18 protein-coding genes, 1 tRNA gene and 1 pseudogene are annotated in these 18,445 nt (G+C 57.8%); 7 read left to right on the top strand and 13 right to left on the bottom strand.

All coding sequences use genetic code 11. The features are described from left to right. Window positions 1-28: 28 nt before the first annotated feature. The 5 genes and pseudogenes from BVU99_RS19090 to uvrY form a co-directional block, all read right to left on the bottom strand. Window positions 29-865 (bottom strand): annotated as a pseudogene (locus tag BVU99_RS19090) (integrase arm-type DNA-binding domain-containing protein); the annotation flags it as partial. A 236-nt stretch (window positions 866-1,101) separates the two neighbouring features. Continuing rightward, window positions 1,102-1,177 (bottom strand) — tRNA-Gly (locus tag BVU99_RS19095). A 144-nt stretch (window positions 1,178-1,321) separates the two neighbouring features. Next, window positions 1,322-1,870, bottom strand: coding sequence for a CDP-diacylglycerol--glycerol-3-phosphate 3-phosphatidyltransferase (pgsA, locus tag BVU99_RS19100; protein WP_004927937.1), 549 nt, complete (start codon window positions 1,868-1,870; stop codon window positions 1,322-1,324). A 58-nt stretch (window positions 1,871-1,928) separates the two neighbouring features. Continuing rightward, window positions 1,929-3,761: an excinuclease ABC subunit UvrC gene (uvrC, locus tag BVU99_RS19105; protein ID WP_099817369.1), complete on the bottom strand. Its 1,833-nt coding sequence runs from the start codon at window positions 3,759-3,761 to the stop codon at window positions 1,929-1,931. Continuing rightward, the gene (gene uvrY, locus BVU99_RS19110; RefSeq protein WP_004927947.1) at window positions 3,754-4,410 is read right to left on the bottom strand and encodes a UvrY/SirA/GacA family response regulator transcription factor; all 657 of its coding nucleotides are present in this window, start codon (window positions 4,408-4,410) and stop codon (window positions 3,754-3,756) included. Before uvrY ends, uvrC begins: the two co-directional genes overlap by 8 nt. Window positions 4,411-5,112: 702 nt before the next feature. Between uvrY and BVU99_RS19115 the strand changes: the two genes are divergently transcribed. Continuing rightward, window positions 5,113-5,337, top strand: coding sequence for a DUF2594 family protein (locus BVU99_RS19115; RefSeq protein WP_004927950.1), 225 nt, complete (start codon window positions 5,113-5,115; stop codon window positions 5,335-5,337). A 121-nt stretch (window positions 5,338-5,458) separates the two neighbouring features. Continuing rightward, the gene (locus tag BVU99_RS19120; RefSeq protein WP_025302360.1) at window positions 5,459-5,800 is read left to right on the top strand and encodes a GlpM family protein; all 342 of its coding nucleotides are present in this window, start codon (window positions 5,459-5,461) and stop codon (window positions 5,798-5,800) included. A gap of 17 nt (window positions 5,801-5,817) precedes the next feature. Here the strand turns inward: BVU99_RS19120 and BVU99_RS19125 are convergent, their stop codons facing one another. Continuing rightward, window positions 5,818-6,249, bottom strand: a complete 432-nt coding sequence (locus BVU99_RS19125) for a hypothetical protein (RefSeq protein ID WP_099817370.1) — start codon at window positions 6,247-6,249, stop codon at window positions 5,818-5,820. A gap of 170 nt (window positions 6,250-6,419) precedes the next feature. Then, window positions 6,420-6,734 (bottom strand): hypothetical protein, encoded by a 315-nt coding sequence (locus tag BVU99_RS25030; RefSeq protein ID WP_127146676.1) that lies wholly within the window; start codon window positions 6,732-6,734, stop codon window positions 6,420-6,422. Window positions 6,735-7,276: 542 nt separating this feature from the next. Here BVU99_RS25030 and BVU99_RS19130 point away from each other — a divergent pair. Continuing rightward, window positions 7,277-7,636 carry a hypothetical protein gene (locus BVU99_RS19130; protein ID WP_025302358.1) on the top strand — a complete coding sequence of 120 codons (360 nt, stop codon included), beginning with the start codon at window positions 7,277-7,279 and terminating at the stop codon, window positions 7,634-7,636. Window positions 7,637-7,676: 40 nt separating this feature from the next. On the opposite strand, the gene BVU99_RS19135 is transcribed toward BVU99_RS19130, so the two are convergent. From BVU99_RS19135 to BVU99_RS19150, 4 genes are read right to left on the bottom strand one after another with little or no spacing between them, the layout of a single operon-like run. Continuing rightward, complete coding sequence (locus BVU99_RS19135; RefSeq protein ID WP_025302357.1) at window positions 7,677-8,945, bottom strand: FAD/NAD(P)-binding oxidoreductase; 1,269 nt, start codon at window positions 8,943-8,945, stop codon at window positions 7,677-7,679. After that, window positions 8,938-9,198 carry a (2Fe-2S)-binding protein gene (locus tag BVU99_RS19140; protein ID WP_025302356.1) on the bottom strand — a complete coding sequence of 87 codons (261 nt, stop codon included), beginning with the start codon at window positions 9,196-9,198 and terminating at the stop codon, window positions 8,938-8,940. The genes BVU99_RS19135 and BVU99_RS19140 overlap by 8 nt, the downstream gene beginning before the upstream one ends. Continuing rightward, window positions 9,195-10,319, bottom strand: a complete 1,125-nt coding sequence (locus tag BVU99_RS19145; RefSeq protein WP_099817371.1) for an FAD-dependent oxidoreductase — start codon at window positions 10,317-10,319, stop codon at window positions 9,195-9,197. Before BVU99_RS19145 ends, BVU99_RS19140 begins: the two co-directional genes overlap by 4 nt. Beyond that, window positions 10,319-11,266 carry a 4-hydroxyproline epimerase gene (locus BVU99_RS19150; protein ID WP_049208431.1) on the bottom strand — a complete coding sequence of 316 codons (948 nt, stop codon included), beginning with the start codon at window positions 11,264-11,266 and terminating at the stop codon, window positions 10,319-10,321. Before BVU99_RS19150 ends, BVU99_RS19145 begins: the two co-directional genes overlap by 1 nt. Before the next feature lie 389 nt (window positions 11,267-11,655). Here BVU99_RS19150 and BVU99_RS19155 point away from each other — a divergent pair, with 389 nt between their 5' ends. Next, complete coding sequence (locus tag BVU99_RS19155; protein ID WP_025302353.1) at window positions 11,656-12,510, top strand: AraC family transcriptional regulator; 855 nt, start codon at window positions 11,656-11,658, stop codon at window positions 12,508-12,510. Between the two features lie 9 nt (window positions 12,511-12,519). On the opposite strand, the gene BVU99_RS25170 is transcribed toward BVU99_RS19155, so the two are convergent. After that, a complete protein-coding gene (locus BVU99_RS25170) occupies window positions 12,520-12,690 on the bottom strand; it encodes a hypothetical protein (protein WP_153266251.1) in 171 nt (56 codons plus the stop codon). Between the two features lie 29 nt (window positions 12,691-12,719). Here BVU99_RS25170 and BVU99_RS19160 point away from each other — a divergent pair, with 29 nt between their 5' ends. The 3 genes from BVU99_RS19160 to BVU99_RS19170 are packed head-to-tail and all read left to right on the top strand — an operon-like array spanning window position 12,720 to window position 17,584. Beyond that, window positions 12,720-13,640: a dihydrodipicolinate synthase family protein gene (locus BVU99_RS19160; RefSeq protein ID WP_049204282.1), complete on the top strand. Its 921-nt coding sequence runs from the start codon at window positions 12,720-12,722 to the stop codon at window positions 13,638-13,640. 54 nt (window positions 13,641-13,694) lie between these two features. Beyond that, entirely contained in the window at window positions 13,695-15,311 is a 1,617-nt protein-coding gene (locus BVU99_RS19165) for an aldehyde dehydrogenase (NADP(+)) (RefSeq protein WP_099817372.1), read from the top strand. 44 nt (window positions 15,312-15,355) lie between these two features. Beyond that, window positions 15,356-17,584: an Ldh family oxidoreductase gene (locus BVU99_RS19170; RefSeq protein WP_099817373.1), complete on the top strand. Its 2,229-nt coding sequence runs from the start codon at window positions 15,356-15,358 to the stop codon at window positions 17,582-17,584. Window positions 17,585-17,629: 45 nt separating this feature from the next. Here the strand turns inward: BVU99_RS19170 and BVU99_RS19175 are convergent, their stop codons facing one another. Continuing rightward, window positions 17,630-18,310: a hypothetical protein gene (locus tag BVU99_RS19175; RefSeq protein WP_025302348.1), complete on the bottom strand. Its 681-nt coding sequence runs from the start codon at window positions 18,308-18,310 to the stop codon at window positions 17,630-17,632. Between the last annotated feature and the right edge of the window lie 135 nt (window positions 18,311-18,445).

Here is an 18,445-nt window from a genome sequence, read left to right on the forward strand (position 1 = left end):
CCATCAACAACAGACGCTTATCCGATGATTGTTTGCCGTCCCTGTTCATATCCAGCTGCAGTTGCTTGACGATCTCCGGAGGGATAATCCAGAAACCTTGATCCAAGTGGAACTGATCAGGCGTCGCCAAGCGAAGTTCGCCCGTGCGCACACCAGTCAACATCAACAACCGTAGCACCAGCTGAGTTTGCAACTGTCCCCTGTAGGCACGGAGCTTCTGCAACAATTCAGGCAGTCCGCCCATATGCAGGAAGGGGGTTGTGTCGAACGGGGGATTTGGGCGCGGCCACTACATCAAGGTCAGACGCCGGATTCTGCTCCAGGTCCGGAACCTTAACCAGGGCATAGCGGTACATCGGGTGACGGCCGTTGTGAAAGCCCCACGGCGTTCAATGCTCTCGAGGATATCCAACAAGTCCGTACGCTTAATCTCATAGACAGATTGAGGGCCGAGGGTCAGGAGAATATCTCTGAGGAAGATTCGCTGGATCTGCTCCTGTGTGCTTTAACGGCCCGCCTTCAGACTCTTCTTGCGAAACTCGAACCATTGCTCGAACACCTTCTGGAAGGTGTGATTCTCAGCGAGAAAGGCGTGTCTGCGGTCCTGGTTTCTTTGCTTGCAGGGGTTGATGCCGCGGGCAACCAATTCACAAGCGATGTCGCGACGAGTGCGGGCTTCTTTGAGGGAGATTCCAGGGTAGGTACCCAGAGACAACCATTTCTGCTTGCTGTTCCAGGAATACCGAAAGTGCCAACTTTTGTTGCCTTCGGGTGACACGGCCAACGCGAGGCCATCAGAGTCGCCGAGTGTGCATGCCTTGGCAACGGCTTTTGCCTGCCGAATGGTGGTATCGGAAAGTGCCATGTCCAACTCCTCTGTGCCTGGTTCAGGAACAGATGGTCGGCATATCGCCCAGTGCCATACAGCAACAATGCGCACAAGCTCGCGTCCGTATTGATGGACTAAAAAATGGACTAAAAAGTGTTGGCTGGCGCTGGATTCCAGGGAAAACCTCTGGAATAAAAAAAGGGGTTTTCGCCCCTTTTTTCAATGACTTACAAACCTCAATGGAATTCCAAAGAACTCTGCAGATCAAAATTTGGAGCGGGAAACGAGGCTCGAACTCGCGACCTCAACCTTGGCAAGGTTGCGCTCTACCAACTGAGCTATTCCCGCATTACCAGAACTGACTGATTTCTTTGCTATCTTTCGGCAATTCATCGTTGTCGTCTGATGCGATGCATTCTACTTACCTGACGTGATGAGTCAATAAAATTGTTGGCGCATCACGATCGTTTGCCGATTTTTGCAGCGTATCGATCACGGTTCCAGCAGATCGTTGCGTGCCGCGTTCAAATATTGGAACATCGACCAGAAAGTCAGCACCGCCGCGATATACAGCAAACCAATCGCCACATACTCTACGGAGCGATCCGGCCGCCACAGCAGGCCCACCAGCGACATCATCTGCGCCATGGTTTTCACTTTGCCAATCCAGGACACCGCCACGCTGCTGCGTTTGCCAATTTCCGCCATCCACTCACGCAGCGACGAAATGATGATTTCACGGGCGATCATGGTGGCCGCCGGCAGCGTGATCCACCAGCTGTGGTAGTGCTCCGCCACCAGCACCAGCGCCACCGCCACCATCACTTTGTCAGCGACCGGATCCAAAAACGCCCCGAAGCGCGTTGTTTGTTTCCAGCGGCGTGCCAGGAAGCCGTCAAACCAGTCGGTGACGGCGGCAAACACAAAGATAACGGCGCAAACCATCGGAGCCCAGTTGAACGGCAGATAAAACGCCAGCACAAAGAATGGGATCAGAACTACGCGAAACAGGGTAAGCCAAGTCGGTATATTCAATTGCATAATGCTACGGTAACTATCTGGCTAGAGTGGAAATTAAGAGTATGTTGCTACATTGCCCTCAGTGTTTCAATGCATTGTAGATCTTTTCTGCCAATGCTTGTGAAATACCCGGCACTTTTGCAATTTCCTCCACGCTGGCGTTCAACAAAGGTTGCAGTCCGCCCATATACTTCAACAGCACCTGGCGCCGTTTCGGCCCTACGCCTTCAATCAGCTCCAATGCGCTGGTATTTCTGACTTTCGCCCTTCTCTGCCGGTGACCGGTAATCGCATGATTGTGCGAATCGTCGCGGATGTGTTGGATCACATGCAGCGCCGGCGAATCCGGCGGCAGAGAAATTCCCTCGCCTTCCGGGACGAAGAACAACGTTTCTAACCCGGCCTTGCGGTCGGCGCCTTTGGCAATGCCGATCAGCAATGGCTTATTCTTGTCCCATGTGACGTTCAGCGATTTGAATACCTCGATCGCCATGCCGAGTTGCCCTTTACCGCCGTCGATGAAGATGACATCCGGGATCTTTTTCTCTTCCAGCGCCTTGCCGTAACGGCGCTTCAGCACCTGCGTCATCGCCGCGTAGTCATCGCCAGGCGTGATGCCGCTGATATTATAGCGCCGATACTCCGCTCGCACGGGGCCGTTACCGTCGAACACCACGCACGAAGCCACGGTCTGCTCGCCCATGGTATGGCTGATATCAAAGCACTCCATACGGTTGATTTCCGCCAGGTTCAGCACCTTGGCCAATTCCGCCAGCCGCTGATGAATAGTCGACTGCTGCGACAGCTTGGTCGTCAACGCCGTTGCCGCGTTGGTGCGCGCCAGCTTCAGATAACGGGCGCGATCGCCGCGCGGTTTGCTTTGAATTTGGATCTTGCGCCCCGCCAACTCGGAGAGCGATTCCGCAAGCAGGTCTTTTTCCGGCAGGCTGAAATCCAGCAGGATCTCGCCGGGCAGCGTGCGCGCCTGGCTGCCTTGCAGATAGAACTGGCCAACAAAGGTCTGCACCACCTCGCTCATCTCCGTACCACCCGGCACTTTAGGGAAATAGCTGCGGCTGCCCAGCACCTTGCCCTGTCGGATGAACAGCACGTGCAGGCACGCCATACCGGCATCGAACGCCACGCCAATCACGTCCAGATCGTCGCTGTCGCCCGACACGAACTGCCGCTCCGTGACGCGGCGTACGGCCTGAATTTGATCGCGAATGCGCGCCGCCTCTTCGAAATTAAGCAGTTTGCTGGCTTCTTCCATGCGCGCAATCAGCTGGTGCAATACCTGTTGATCTTTGCCTGAAAGGAACAGCCGCACGTAGTCCACCTGTTGCCGATATTCTTCTTCACTCACCAGGCCGGCGACGCAAGGCCCCAGACAGCGGCCGATCTGATACTGCAGACACGGACGTGAACGGTTGCGATACACGCTGTTTTCGCACTGGCGGATCGGGAACAGCTTCTGCAGCAGCGCCAGCGTTTCGCGTACGGCGTAAGAGTTGGGAAAAGGCCCGAAATATTCGCCCTTGGCGTGTTTGGCGCCGCGATGCACCGCCAAACGGGGATGGGTATCCGCGCTGAGAAAAATCAGCGGATAAGATTTATCGTCTCGCAAAAGAACATTATATCGCGGTTGGTACAATTTAATGTAGTTATGTTCCAACAACAGCGCTTCCGTTTCGGTATGGGTAACCGTTACGTCTATTTGCGCGATATTTTTAACCAGCGTCTCGGTCTTACGGCTGCTGACCTGCTGCCGAAAGTAGCTGGCGAGACGCTTTTTCAGGTCTTTGGCTTTACCGACGTAGATCACCGTCCCCGTGGCGTCGTACATACGATAGACGCCGGGTTGGCTGGTGACGGTACTCAGGAAGGCTTTGGCATCAAAACGATCATTCACTGCTTAACAACGTCTCCGCATTGAACAATCCATGTCGGATGGCCAGGTGAGTCAATTCGACGTCGCCGCTGATATTCAGTTTGCTGAACATGCGGTAACGGTAGCTGTTCACCGTTTTTGGGCTGAGACTCAGTTGCTCCGAGATCTCATTCACTTTTTTGCCTTTGGTGATCATCAACATGATCTGTAACTCGCGTTCAGACAGGCAGCTGAACGGCGTTTCAGCCTGCGGTTCCAGCTGACTCAAGGCCATCTGCTGAGCGATGTCAGACGCGATATAGCGCTGCCCCGCATGCACGGAACGCAAGGCGTTAATCACTTCTTGCGGCGCGGCGCCCTTGCTCAGGTAACCGGCGGCCCCCGCCTGCATCACCTTCGCGGGCAAAGGATTTTCAGTATGGATGGTCAACATGATGACTTTGACGTCGGGCGCATAACGCACAATCTTGCGCGTGGCTTCCAGCCCGCCAATGCCCGGCATATTCATGTCCATCAGCACGATATCGACAGCGTTGCCACGGCACCATTTTACGGCGTCTTCACCGCACTGGGCCTCACCGACAACTTTTATACCTTTGATATCTTCAAGAATGCGTCGTATCCCTGCGCGCACCAGTTCGTGGTCATCAACAAGAAGAACGCTAATCAAGGAAAAATCTCCAAAAAAAGGGAGTAACGCAATCGGCCTCTGTTTTCGCCAGAGATATTACTTGTTTTTCAGACAAGAATGAACACAGATTAATACATACTTTCGAATAACTTTGCGGAGCAGAGCTGATTTTTCAATTTTAGCCGTCTATGCCGCCGATAAATCGTCACGTCGGAAAACATCAGGCGACGAAAATAATTCCGCGGCGCTGTACCCGACACAGGATAGCGCGACAATCATGCTGCGAGTGAGAAATCTGTGTAAGCAATCACGACATGAATAATATTAACACGGCTATTGGCTATTTGTAATCATTTGATATTTAAAGGCGTAGCAAAATCCGCTGCCAACGCGGGTCTGGCAACCCACGGTCGAAACTATTATTCCCGGCAAACGCCGCTAAAATCGGTGTACTACGCTCCAAATAATTATAATAACCCCATCGTTCAACAATAACGTGCCGGACAAATACTTGTTAACCACCTCGAAATAACTTGCCGATAGAGGATGATTCGGACAAGCAATGAGCGAACGTTGCCCACCCGCGTGACCGGAGCAAGCCCGGTGCAGATGATGGACGCATGCTATGCTATACTCCGCGCCCAGTTAAATTCGCCACCGCGCGCGACAACTGTTTAGCCCACGCGCGGTGCGCCAAAGCAGCTTGTATCAGGCTACGGCCTCAAAAAATCAGGAGAGAAAATGAGCAACGTTGATTTCACTACGTCTGCAAACCCGGAAATCTTGGCGACCGAGGTTGCCTGCCTCAAAGCTACGCTGACGCTGATCCTGAAGTCGATCGGCCAGGCCGACGCCGGGAAAGTCATCATCAACATGGAACGTTTCATTGCCCAGATTGAAGATCCGACTCAGGCGGAAATCTTCAAGAACAGCATTCAGCAAATCAAGCACGCTTACCGCCAGTAAACGTTGCCTCTCAGACCCGCGTTTCATGCGGGTCTGTTTTTCCCCGCGCTACGCAACACGCCATTGATCTTGCACAGACTTTCGGGCAGTGTGTTGACTTTCCCCCACACCCGAGACCGTTATGGGCATCCTTGTCAAAGCGCTGATCGGCGCGCTGGTCGTGGTTCTGATTGGCCTGTTGGCCAAAACGCGCAACTATTATATCGCCGGTTTAGTCCCGCTCTTCCCCACTTTTGCTTTGATTGCGCATTATGTTGTCGGCAGCGAACGTTCAATAGCGGCGCTAAAAACGACGCTGATTTTCGGCATGTGGGCGGTGTTGCCCTACCTGGTGTATTTGATTTCGCTGTATTTCCTGATTAACAGCCTGCGGCTGTCGTTAGCGCTGGGTGCGGCGGTACTGTGCTGGATTGCAGCGGCGTGGCTACTCATTACGCTGTGGGGATGGTGGCAAGGGCGTTAACGCCCTTGCCGGAAATGTTACGGCCGCCCTGCCTGCAAAACGAAGCCTCTCTGCCGATCGCCGGCGATACGCAGATAGCGGCTTTCACCGGCGCGCAGCGTCATCGGTACACTGCCGCCGGTCTCACGCCAAATACACAGATTATTCTCGATCATATCTTGCCCGATACTGACCGTAATATTGCCTGGCGGCACGCGAAATTCTGCTTTCTCTTTCGACCCCAGTGAAGCGGCGAACTCCCCATTCACATAGACGCCGGTGCGACAGCTCCCCGCTAGCATTCCGCTGTCGCGCACCACCATTACCGTAGCGTAAGGCGTATCCGGGATATTCTGATAGAGCATCAGACGGCTTGGGGGCGGCAATTCAGCCTGTTGCGGCGGTACGACTTGAGTCGCACATCCCGTCAACAGTGCAGAGGCAAATAACAACGCGGCGTAATGCTTCATCCTTGGCTCCTGAAGAAAATAATGCTTATCGTAACAAGAGAATAGCTGTCTCCAGTAGCATTCATACTGCAGAGACGAAAAAATCGGATAACTTCCCACTCACCCACAAACCGGCAGGAATAAGAAGATTCTGCATTAAAGCTATTGAAATAAAGGCGATTCTTGCAGATTTAAAACTTGACCATGCCACGTTGGATATCTGCCGCAAAAGCACCACTGACGTAACTGAAACCATCCTGCGTGACGTAAACTCGGGTATGACCGGTCTCTGATAACACCGCCACCATATATCCCAGGCTGATCATTTCATGTGATGGAACGTTCATTGGGGTTAGAAATCCGCGTCCGCGGCACCACTGATAAAAGCGAGTTCGCCCATATCCCAACACGGCCCCCACATCGGAGAGGTGCTTGAAAGTATCATAATCCTCTGATGGTGAAGGTAAACCGTCATGACTTTCAGGCGTTTTCTTTATCCCAGACAAAATAAACTCCTTTTTTGACGCTGTCGCGTACGATTACCCTTCCTCTAAAATTAATTTAAAAAATCCAAATTTAAAATGCAAATGAATTCCCTGTAACTAAAAGCCTTCCCCAGAAAAAACCCGGAAATAAAACCCCAATAAAAAAACAGAAATAAAAAAATAGAGTATTAATACCGAGTATTAAATCCTTGGCATGGGTAAATATCCTAAATAAAAATAATAGTCAGGCAAGATAAGAACATACTTAGCATGCGTATTATTTCACTCATCAAAACGATGCAATTGCGCTCGGATCATTACGGCATAAAAAGAATGAATAAAACCAGCACCACATCGACCCACCTTCGTCGTGTGGTCGCAGATCCCTACAGACTTCCCCAATGTGCCACATCCTCTCTCAACGCGGCACTTCCTCAATCATACCTAAACAATAACCATTATCATTTCCAATTATTCCGCCAGTTTATTACACTTTCCTACCTCGCCAGTTAGGAACATTCCTAGTCGGAGAGCCTCAGGACAGAGAAAGAGTTAGGGACACCATGAAGAATTACCGTTGTTTGATTGTTTTGCCGCTTTTGATGATGACCGCCTGCACCCAATGGGAAAGGCCCGGCGCGGTCGAGAGTACCCGGGATGCCGAATATGCCGAATGCCGCAGCCGCGGCTACGATCGTTTTCCGCCGGACGTGGTGCGGGACGTGGAGTTCAGCTACGAAAACAAATACATCCCTTGCGAGAAAAATAAGAAAGATTGCCCATCGGGATACCGCTATGACAAAGAGCCGTCGATTAAGACGGTGCAGACCGACCGCAATCAGTCCGCCCGAAACGCCACCATCGAAGCCTGTATGTACAGCAAAGGTTGGCGAGAGAAAACCTACTATTGGCCGCAATGGTGATGTGGCGGCGTTTGCCTAGGGTGACATGCCGCTAATCCATTCAGCCGTCGTCATCACTTCGGTTCAGCCCCAGCGCAACCAGTGTTTCCGCCCTGACCGGCGTTAAAGGCACACGCGGCGGTGGCAAAGGCCAGCCCAAAAGCTGCCTCGCCGCCGCCGCGCAGACTTTACCCTGGCATGCCCCCATGCCACAGCGGCTACTTAGCTTAGCCGTGTTCCAATCCGGCTGATGGCGGACCTGTTCCAGCGCGACGTCTTCGCAGCGGCACAGCAGCGTCTGCGGTTTGGCCAGAGAATTCATGCGTTCATCGAGCGTAAAAGCGGCCGCTGTCGCCGTGGCGAAACGCCGCCACCGCTGCCGCTGCGCCATCATAAAATCGGCTTTTTCCTTCTGACCGGTGGCGGCATAACCGGCGATGGCGCCTTCGGTGAGCGCCAATTCACTGCCGCCGATGCCGGTACATTCCCCGGCGGCATAAATTTGCGCCTGGCTGGTTTGCTGACAATGATCCACCGCTACGGCACCGTGTTCTATCCGACACCCCAGCAGCATGGCCAACTCAATGTTCGCCACCAATCCAAAACCGCAGGCTAACCTGTCGCAGGCGATCGTTCTTTGCCGCCCACCGTTATTGACGTGCACCGAGGTTAAACGGTCTTGCCCCAACGCCGCCAGCACCCGGCTACCGGCACGATAACGATGCGGCATCAGAGAAAACGCCTGATGCAGCTTGGCTGGCCAGCGCCACAAGCCGCCCGCAAACGCCGCCAACCGCCAAAGCGGTGCCTGCTCAGCCACCAGCACCACCTCGCCGCCGGCCTGTTTTACGCTGTTCGCCACCGCCAACAGCAGTGGACCACTGCCTGCTATCACTACTCGCTCACCGCGGATTGTCAGCCCTTGCTTGATTTGCGCCTGTAGACCACCGGCGCCGGTCACCCCCGGCAGCGTCCAGCCGGGAAACGGCAACAGGAGTTCACGAGCGCCATTGCATAAAATCAACTTTTGATAGCGAATCACGCCGCAGCCTTCGGCATCTTCATATGCCAATCGGTTAGCGCCACACTGCGCCACCAGCTTGCAGCCGGACTGCAGCGCAATATTTTCCTTCGTCACCACCGCCTGCCGATAGCGGTTCGCCATTTCAGGCAATGCCACCTGCGGTCCATCGCGCCAGATTTGTCCGCCTGGATGTGGATTATCATCAATCATTCGTACCTGACCACCACTTTCCGCAGCGGCCAGCGCCGCCGCCATGCCGGCCGGCCCAGCGCCGACGATCAGCACCTCACAGTCGAAGTTACTCATCATCGCTCCTCTCGATGCGCATGCCGGCTTGGCACAGCGTCTGGCACGCCAGGCGACGCAGACCGTTAATGGTCACCCGGCACTCCTGACAAATGCCCATACCGCAAAAGGGGGCCCGTGGTTGGTGTGAAATCGACAACCGGCAACGATCGTCACCGCACAGGCTGAGTGCCGCAGCAACGCTGAGGCCAACCGGCACCCGCCGGTGCTCTCCATCGATACTCAACGAGAGCGTATTTTGTCTTTCATTCATACAGGCAGCTCCTCGACGGCAAACGCGCGCGCCGCCAAATAGGGGGAATCATCAATCTCCGGCGTTTGCCGGCCGATCTGCGCAGTAATCAGCGCGGCACTACCAAGGGCGGTTGTGACACCCAATCCCTCGTGCCCCAGCGCCAACCACAGCCAGGAATGCCGCGGATGTGCGCCCAACAACGGCAGCCCGTCTGCAGAGGCAGCGCGCAGCCCGGTCCAGCAGCGAATGATGTTCATCTGCGCCAGTGCGGGCAAGAAATGCTGCGCACGCTTGAGCATCGCCGCCAACACTGGCATGTCCAACGCCGAATCGACGGCGTCAAACTGGCGGGAAGAGCCGATCAGCCATTGTCCGGTGGGCCGTGCCTGCACATTGAATGCCACCGACGTACCGTCGCTGGCATGCGCGCTGGCGCCATACCCCAACTCCACCAGTTGATGCCGCACCCGCGGCGGGTAGCGATCGGTGATCGCCAGATGGCCCTTCTTGGCGTGCAGCAAAGCCTGCTGCAATAGGCTATTGGCCCTAAGGCCACAGGCCAGGACTACCAGTGGCGCAGCCAGGCGCCTGCCATCCGCCAGCCTCACTGCCCCTTCCTCCAATGCTGTCGCTTCACCATGTACCACGTCGATCGCCGCACTACCGTCGTCCAACAGCCAGCGAGCCACGAGCGGCGCATACACAATGCCGTCGGCCGGCACCCGCAGCCCACCGGCCAGGCCGTGCCGCAGCATCGGCTCCACGGCGGCGATCTGCTCCGCCGTCAGCAGTTCCGCAGTCACACCCTGCTCCGCCAGCCGCGCCCGCTTTTGTTCGGCAATGCCCATTTCATCCGTTTTATCCGCCAGCCATAGCGTTCCGCAGCCGCGCCAGGCACACGCTTGCGGCATCCGCCCCGTCACTTCACGCCATAACCGCAGCGAATAAGCGCTCAACGCCAGCTCAGCCGGATTATCGTCCATGCATACCAGATGCCCCATGCCGGCGGCGGTCGCACCGGCGCGACGATCGTCCACTACCGAGACACGATACCCTTCCCGCGCCAACCGCCAGGCACAGGCAGCGCCGATGATGCCGGCGCCGATCACGATGACATCGGCTTTCTGTCCGGTGCCCATCAGCGTATTCCCCAGGCAAAGGGATCGCGTTCGTCGAGCAGCAGTTGGCTATCGGCACACACATAGGCCTGCCCGCGAATAAAAGGAGTAATACGTTCGCCATTCCAGCGGTAATAGGCCTGGAATTCACTACCGATCACGCTGACCTGCCGCCACTGCGTTTCCGGTGGCAGTTTGCCGTCCGCCGCCAGACACGCCAGTTTGGCGCTGGTACCGGTACCGCACGGAGAACGATCATAGGCTTTGCCGGGGCACAACACGAAGCTTCGGCTGTCGGCCTGCGGATCGTCACCGAACAGTTCGATATGGTCTATCACTCCGCCGTCTTCACCACAGATGCCCGCCTGTTCCAATGTCTGCCGCACCGCCCAGGTGAACGCGGTCAATGCCTCCAGATTTTGTCTATCGATAGGTAACGGCGACTCGCCGATCAGGAAGAACCAGTTACCGCCCCAGGCGATATCCCCCGTCACCGGCCCGTATCCCCCAACCTCAAGCCGCACCTGGCGACGGTAACGATAAGCCGCCACGTTCTCCACCGTGACGCTGCCGTCGTCATGCAGCGTGGCGTTTACCGTGCCGACCGGGGTCTCGATGAGATGGCACCCGGCGTGGATGCGCCCCAGGTGCGCCAGCGAAGCGATCAGCCCGATAGTGCCGTGCCCGCACATACCCAGATAGCCGCTGTTGTTAAAGAAGATCACCCCAGCGGTGGCCTGCGGCGAGCAGGGGCGACACAGCAGCGCCCCCACCAGCACGTCATTGCCGCGCGGTTCGAGCATCACCGCGCAGCGCCAATCGTCATAATGTTGTGCGAAACGCGCCCGCCGTTCCGCCATGCTGCCCTCGCCGAGATCGGGAAACCCTTCCACGATCAGACGTGTCGGCTCTCCGCCGGTATGAGAATCGATCGCCCGCAAAGCGGTGATATGCGCAGAAAGTGCCATCGGCGTCTCCTGAGTTAATGAGATGTTACCAATGGCATTAGCCTGAACGAATGTGAGCATGGCGGCTTGATGCGTTTCGGCGCGGCGAATGAAGAAATCAGCACAGTGATAAAAGTCAGGTCTGACGCGGCGCGGGTATACGCTTAACGAATGCCATAATAATGACTTATTTATCATATTGTTATTTCCATGCTAAACCTTTATGTAGCGAGAAACACCGCAGTTTTCAAGCAACTGCCAAACACCGCCCGGCAAAAGTATGCGGCAATCCGCATATTTAGCAGCCGGACGGAAATAGCGCTTGCTTCGTTACAGAAAAGTTAATATTGATGCGAAAGTGCCAACCTGGCCCGCCTGTTTTTCCGGCTAACGACCGAAAAGGGACTGTTATGCGATCCACTTCAGACTATCAGCCTCCGGTTTCTCTCTCGCCGCCTTCGCTTGTTGGGTTGCCGGAGCAGGAGGACGTTTTTGCCGTCGAACATCTGTCGCGTCTGTGCGACGGACTGGCGCAACAGCGCCCGAACAACCTGCGCGATCTGCTGAATACGCTGGCGCTGATCGCGCCGTTGCTGAACGCGATCCCGAACGTGGTGTTCTTTATCAAAGACGCCCAGGCTCGCTACCTGCTGGCCAACCTCACGCTGGCCAAGCGCTGCGGTTTCAAAACCGTCACGCCGCTGCTGGGCAAGACCTCCGCCGACGTTTTTCCCGCTCAGCTCGGATCCGGCTACACCGAGCAGGATCTGCGGGTATTGCGCCACGGCGTGCTGATCCAGGATCAACTGGAGATGCACCTGTACAATGGCCGAGAAACCGGCTGGTGCCTGACGCAAAAGCTGGCGCTGTATGACGCGCAGGGAAGAATCATCGGTATGGCGGGTATTTCTCACGACCTGCAGGAGGCCAGGGCCAATCACCCGGCCTACCAACGGCTGGCGGCGATCGACGTGCATATCCGCCGCCACTACGCGCGACCGATCGCGCTTGAAGAGCTGACGGCGCTGACCGGGTTGTCGGTGGCGCAGATCGAACGCTACTGCAAACGTATCTTCCACCTCACCCCGCGCCAGATGATCCATAAAGTGCGGCTGGAAAAGGCCACGGAACTGCTGGCCGGCGATCTGCCAATCACCGACATCGCACTACAGTGCGGCTATACCGATCACAGCGCCTTCAGCCGTCAGTTCAAAGCGATGACCGGCTCCACGCCGCGCGATTTCCGCCTGACGCTTTCCGCTTAACGCGCTGATTTACCTGGTTACCTCCCTCTCCTCACGGCGCACCGGCGCCTGGTTTTTTTCATGCCCGCTTTCCGCCGCCATTGTGCCAATTTCGTCGCGGCAATCGGCGAAAAGCGTCAAGCCTCCCTGCGCAATACCGGTCAATCTGTCGGTGAGCCTTACTAAAGATTCACTTTTCATTAACACTTTCGGACGACAGGACAAACACTATGAGCCATAAAGCCATAAGCTGGAGCGGCGTATTCCCGGCGGTGACGACCCAGTTCCGCAACGATTTCTCTCTGGACCTCGACGCCACCCATACGGTGATCAAAAACCTGGTGCGCGACGGCGTCTCCGGTCTGGTGGTGTGTGGCACCGTCGGTGAAAACACCTCGATGACGATGCAGGAAAAGCTGGCGGTGATCGAAGTGGCGAGAGACGCCGCCGACGGCAAAGTGCCGGTGATCGCCGGCATCGCCGAGTTCACCACCGCCTTCGCGCAGAACATGGCGCGTGAAGCGCAAAAGGCCGGTGTCGATGGCATTATGGTGATGCCGGCGCTGGTTTATTCCGCCAAGCCGCACGAAACCGCCGCACACTTCCGCAGCGTCGCCGGCGCGACCGATCTGCCGATCATGGTCTACAACAACCCCCCCATTTACAAAAATGACGTCACACCCGACATCCTGACCTCGCTGGTCGACTGCGAGAACATCGTGTGTTTCAAAGACTCATCGGGCGATACGCGCCGCTTTATCGACCTACGCAACGAAGTCGGCGATCGCTTCGTGCTGTTCGCCGGGTTGGACGATGTGGTGCTGGAAAGCATCGCCGTCGGCGCGCAAGGCTGGATCTCCGGCATGTCCAATGCTTTCCCGCGCGAAGGGGAAACCCTGTTCCGTCTGGCTAAGGAAAAGCGCTATGAGGAAGCATTGGCGCTGTACAGCTGGTTCATGCCGCTGCTGCACCTCGATGCCCGTCCCGATCTGGTGCAATGCATCAAGCTCTGCGAACAGCGGGTTGGCCGCGGCAGCGCCGTCACTCGCCCACCGCGCCTGGCGCTGCAGGGGGAAACGCTCACCGAGATCAATGCCGTGATCGATAAAGCGCTGGCCACTCGTCCGGCGCTGCCGAACGTCGGCCTGTAACGCCTTCACCGCCCGGCCAGGCCGGGCGTCGCTCTTTATTTACCGGGGGAATCCATGCCCAACGAACGCCACGTCGCCATCAGCGGCCAACAATTTATCGGCGGCCAGCGCCGCGCCGCAGGGGAAGCTGCGCTGCTCAGCCTGCGCGCCGACGACGGTCAGCCGACCGGCTACCGCTTCCACCAAGCCACGGCGGCTGAAACCGCCGCCGCCGCCGAAGCCGCTGCCACGGCCTTTGTGCCCTATTCGCAACTCAGCGCCGAGCAACGCGCGAACTTTTTGGACACCATCGCCGAGGAGCTAGATGCCTTGGACGAAACCTTCTTCGCCCTCGCCACACAGGAAACGGCCCTGCCGCCGGCGCGCTTGAGCGGCGAACGCGCCAGAACCAGCGGTCAGATGCGGCTGTTCGCCACGCTGCTGCGGCGCGGCGATGTCGAGGGCGTACGCATCGACTGCGCGCTGCCGCGGCGTTCCCCCCTGCCGCGCCCCGATCTGCGTCAATACCGCACGGCGCTCGGCCCGGTGGCAGTATTCGGCGCCAGCAACTTCCCGCTGGCGTTTTCCACCGCGGGCGGCGATACCGCCGCCGCGCTCGCCGCCGGCTGCCCGGTCGTGTTCAAAGCACACAGCGGCCATATGATCACCGCCGAGCTAACCGCTCAGGCGATCGAGCGCGCACGGGAACGCACGGGGATGCCCTCTGGCGTCTTCAACATGCTCTTCGGCAACCGCGTGGGGGCCGATTTAGTACAACATCCGGCGATTCAAGCGGTGGGATTCACCGGCTCGCTGCAAGGCGGCCGGGCGCTGTTCGATCTGGCGATGCAACGTCCCCAACCTATTCCGGTCTTCGCCGAAATGTCGAGCATCAACCCGGTAGTGATCCTGCCCAAGGCGCTGGCGCGGCGCGGGCAGCACATCGCGCAGGAACTGGTCTCTTCCTTCACGCTCGGCTGCGGTCAGTTCTGCACCAAGCCCGGCGTGATCGTCGCGCTGCGCGGCGCCGCCTTCGATCGGTTAACCGAAACGATGAGCGCCCTGGTCAACGCCGCCGAGCCGCAGCCGATGCTGAATGCCGGCACCCTGGAGCACTACCGTCACGGGCTGGCGGCCCTCGATGCCCACCCGGGTATGCGGCGGCTGGCAGGCCGAAGCGAAACGCCTGCTCTTCGGGCGGCGGCGCAGCTTTATCAGGCGGAGGGGGCGCTGTTGCTGCAGGCCGACCCGCTGCTGCAACAGGAGGTCTTCGGCCCGGCCAGCATCCTGGTGGCGATGGATAACGAAGCGCAGCTGCATGCGGCGCTAACGGCATTGCAAGGCCAGTTGACCGCCACGCTGCTGGCGGACGACGACGATCTCGATATGGCCGCCGGGCTAACGGCACTGTTGGCGCGCAAAGCCGGTCGGGTGCTATTCAACGGGTACCCGACCGGGGTGGAAGTGTGCGACGCCATGGTGCACGGCGGCCCTTACCCGGCCACCAGCGACGCACGCGGCACCTCGGTAGGCACGCTGGCGATCGAGCGTTTCCTGCGGCCAGTTTGTTTGCAAAACACCCCTGCAGCGCTGTTGCCGCCGGCGCTGCAGGACGCCAACCCGCTCAACCTGCTGCGACTGGTTAACGGCGCTTACACCCGAGATCCCCTGGTTTCACCTGCCCAACATTAGCCCGGCCGCATCTGCCTGCCACTCAATAACAAAAGGGTAATACCATGACAACCCAAGGCAAATTCAAGAAGCAGCTTACGCTCACCGATCTGACGTTCATCGGTCTGGGCGCCATCTTCGGCTCCGGTTGGCTGTTCGCCGCCAGCCACGTCTCCTCCATCGCCGGCCCGGCCGGCATCTATTCCTGGCTGATCGGTGGCCTGGCGGTGCTGCTGCTCGGCATCGTCTACTGCGAGTTGGGCGCCGCTCTGCCGCGCGCCGGCGGCATCATTCGCTATCCGGTATTCTCGCACGGTGAACTAATGGGTTATCTGCTGGGGTTTATCACGCTGATCGCCTTCTCCAGCCTGATCGCCATCGAAGTCGTCGCCGCCCGGCAGTACGCTGCCGCCTGGTTCCCGTTCCTCAGCCAGCCGGGGTCCGGCGATCCAACAGCGATCGGCTGGCTGGTGCAGCTGGCGCTGCTGTGTTTTTTCTTCGCGCTCAACTACTACAGCGTCAAAACCTTCGCCAAATCCAATAACCTGATCAGCGTGCTGAAGTTTCTGGTGCCTCTGCTGGTGATCGTGGTGTTGTTCAGCTTTTTCAAACCGGAAAACCTGCACAGCCAGGGCTTTGCCCCTTTCGGTTCCGCCGGGGTTGAGGCCGCCATTTCCGCCGGCGGCATCATCTTCGCCTACCTAGGCCTGACGCCGATCATTTCGGTCGCCAGCGAGGTGCAAAGGCCGCAGCGCACCATTCCTATCGCGCTGATCCTGTCGGTGGTGCTGTCCACCATCATCTATGTGCTGCTGCAGATAGCGTTTCTCGGCAGTATCCCTAGTGAGATGCTAAGCGGTGGCTGGGCCGGCATCAGCCAACAGTTCTCCCTGCCGTTCCGCGACATCGCCATCACGCTGGGCATGGGATGGCTGGCGTTTCTGGTAGTCAGCGACGCGATCGTTTCGCCGAGCGGCACCGGCAACATCTATATGAACGCCACGCCTCGCGTGATCTACGGTTGGGCGCGCGCCGGCACCTTCTTCAAACTGTTCACCCGGGTGGATAGCGAGTCCGGTATCCCGCGTCCGGCGCTGTGGTTGACCTTCGCTCTCTCGGTATTCTGGACGCTGCCATTCCCGTCCTGGGAAAAGCTGATCGGCGTGGTGTCCGCCGCACTGGTGTTGAGCTACGCCATCGCCCCGGTCACCGCCGCCGGGCTGCGGCGCAATGCGCCCGATATGCCGCGTCCGTTCCGGGTGCGCGCTTTCTGCGTGCTCGGCCCGCTGTCGTTTATCATTTCGGCGTTGATCGTCTTCTGGTCCGGCTGGGACACCGTCTCCTGGCTGCTCGGCTTGCAGATCCTGATGTTCTTCATCTATATCCTGTTCAAAAATCAGGTGCCGACCCACGCCGTTAGCCTTCGGCAGCAAATTTGGTCCTCGTTGTGGCTGATCGTCTTCTATGCGCTGGTGATCGGGCTTTCCTACCTCAGCAGCTTCGGCGGCATCGGCGCTATTGCCCATCCGTGGGACACCTTCACCATGGCGGTGATTGCGCTGGCGATTGCTCTGCCGGCCTTTATCGGTAAGGTGCGCGCCAATGGCATCGCCGCGCTGGCGATCAACCGCTGCGTGCATTTCTCCGCGCTGTGGGCCGACATAGAACCGCTGACCGAACAGGGGTTGGTGGCCTTAGCCTGCACACCCAGCCACGCGTGGGTGACGCCGGCCGGCGGTTCGCGTCCGCTGTTTGGCACCAACCCCATCGCCTTCGGCTGGCCACGCCCGGATCGGCCGCCGTTTTTATTCGATATGGCCACCAGCGCGGCGGCGCGCGGCGAAATCGAACTGCACCACCGCGCTGGCACCCCGCTGCCTGAAGGCTGGGGCATTGATAAGGCAGGCAATCCGTCCACCGATGCCGCCAGCGTGTTGGAGGGCGCGATGCTGACCTTCGGTGGGCATAAGGGCTCGGCGCTGGCGGCGATGGTTGAATTGCTGGCAGGGCCGCTGATCGGCGATATGACCAGCAAGGAATCGCTGGCCTATGACAACGGCACCGGTTCGTCGCCTTACGGCGGTGAGTTGATCATCGCGTTGGATCCCGAGCGTTTTCTCGGTGCGGATAAGGCGAAATATTTCGCCGGAGCAGAAGCGATGTTTGCCGATATGCAGGCGCAAGGCGCACGCATCCCCGGCGAGCGGCGTTATCGACAGCGGCGGCAGAGCGAGCAATACGGCGTGGAAATTCCCAGGACATTGTACGACGAAATAATGGCGCTGTGCGATTAGCGCCGGATTGATGCCCCGCGCCGGCAACCCGGCGCGGGGAAAGGCTTATCCAGCCTGAGCCAGATCGCTATGCAGGCGCTTGCGCCACACCGGTTTGGTGTCCCAACGGGCGAAGTGTTTCGCCTCTTTACCCGGCTGCACCTGATGCCACATGTCTTCTTGCCACCGGATCGGTTCCTTTCCTCGCAACGTTGGACGGGTCTGTTTAATCGTCCGTTGCAAGACGCTCGCTTCTTCCGCAGAAATGTTCGGCGCCTGTCTGGCGGCGTCCAGCGCACGGCTTCCCAGCGGCGCCATCACCTGATACAACACGTTGACCTGCTGCAGCGTCGCTTGCTGATTAGTGCTCATCCCCTTACCCGACCAACCGTCGAAGTTTTCACCGGGATCGTCCCCCTGCGCACGATACTCATTACCAGGCCCCTCGACGATGTTCCATCCTTGCCAGGTCACCAGAGTGTGTAATCCATCGCGATCCTGCAGGTTTTTATTCTTGATCTGTGTGATCACCTCGGCACGGTTTGGCACACCGATCAGGTTCATAAACTCGTCCAGCGCGTTCCAATGCTGCCCCGCCACCAGACCATTCCAGACATTACGCAAACAGTTCCAAGGAATGGTGTGATGCCAGGTCAGCGTGATAAGCGGTTTGGTTGACGCATGTTGCCAACGGCTCGGTTCACTGCCCCGATCGCCTCTAATGATCCCATCGACTTCTAATGGCATAGCTGCCCCTCTTCTGGCTGAGATGAAGAATATGCGCAAGGCCGGTGACCCGGGTGGCATAAAAACGTCAGCTAAAATCGTAGCAGCTCACACTGAGATGGCAATAACGTAAGGCACGCTCTGCCGCTGACCGGC

The organism is Serratia sp. OLAL2 (assembly GCF_002752475.1).
GTDB lineage: Bacteria > Pseudomonadota > Gammaproteobacteria > Enterobacterales > Enterobacteriaceae > Serratia > Serratia bockelmannii.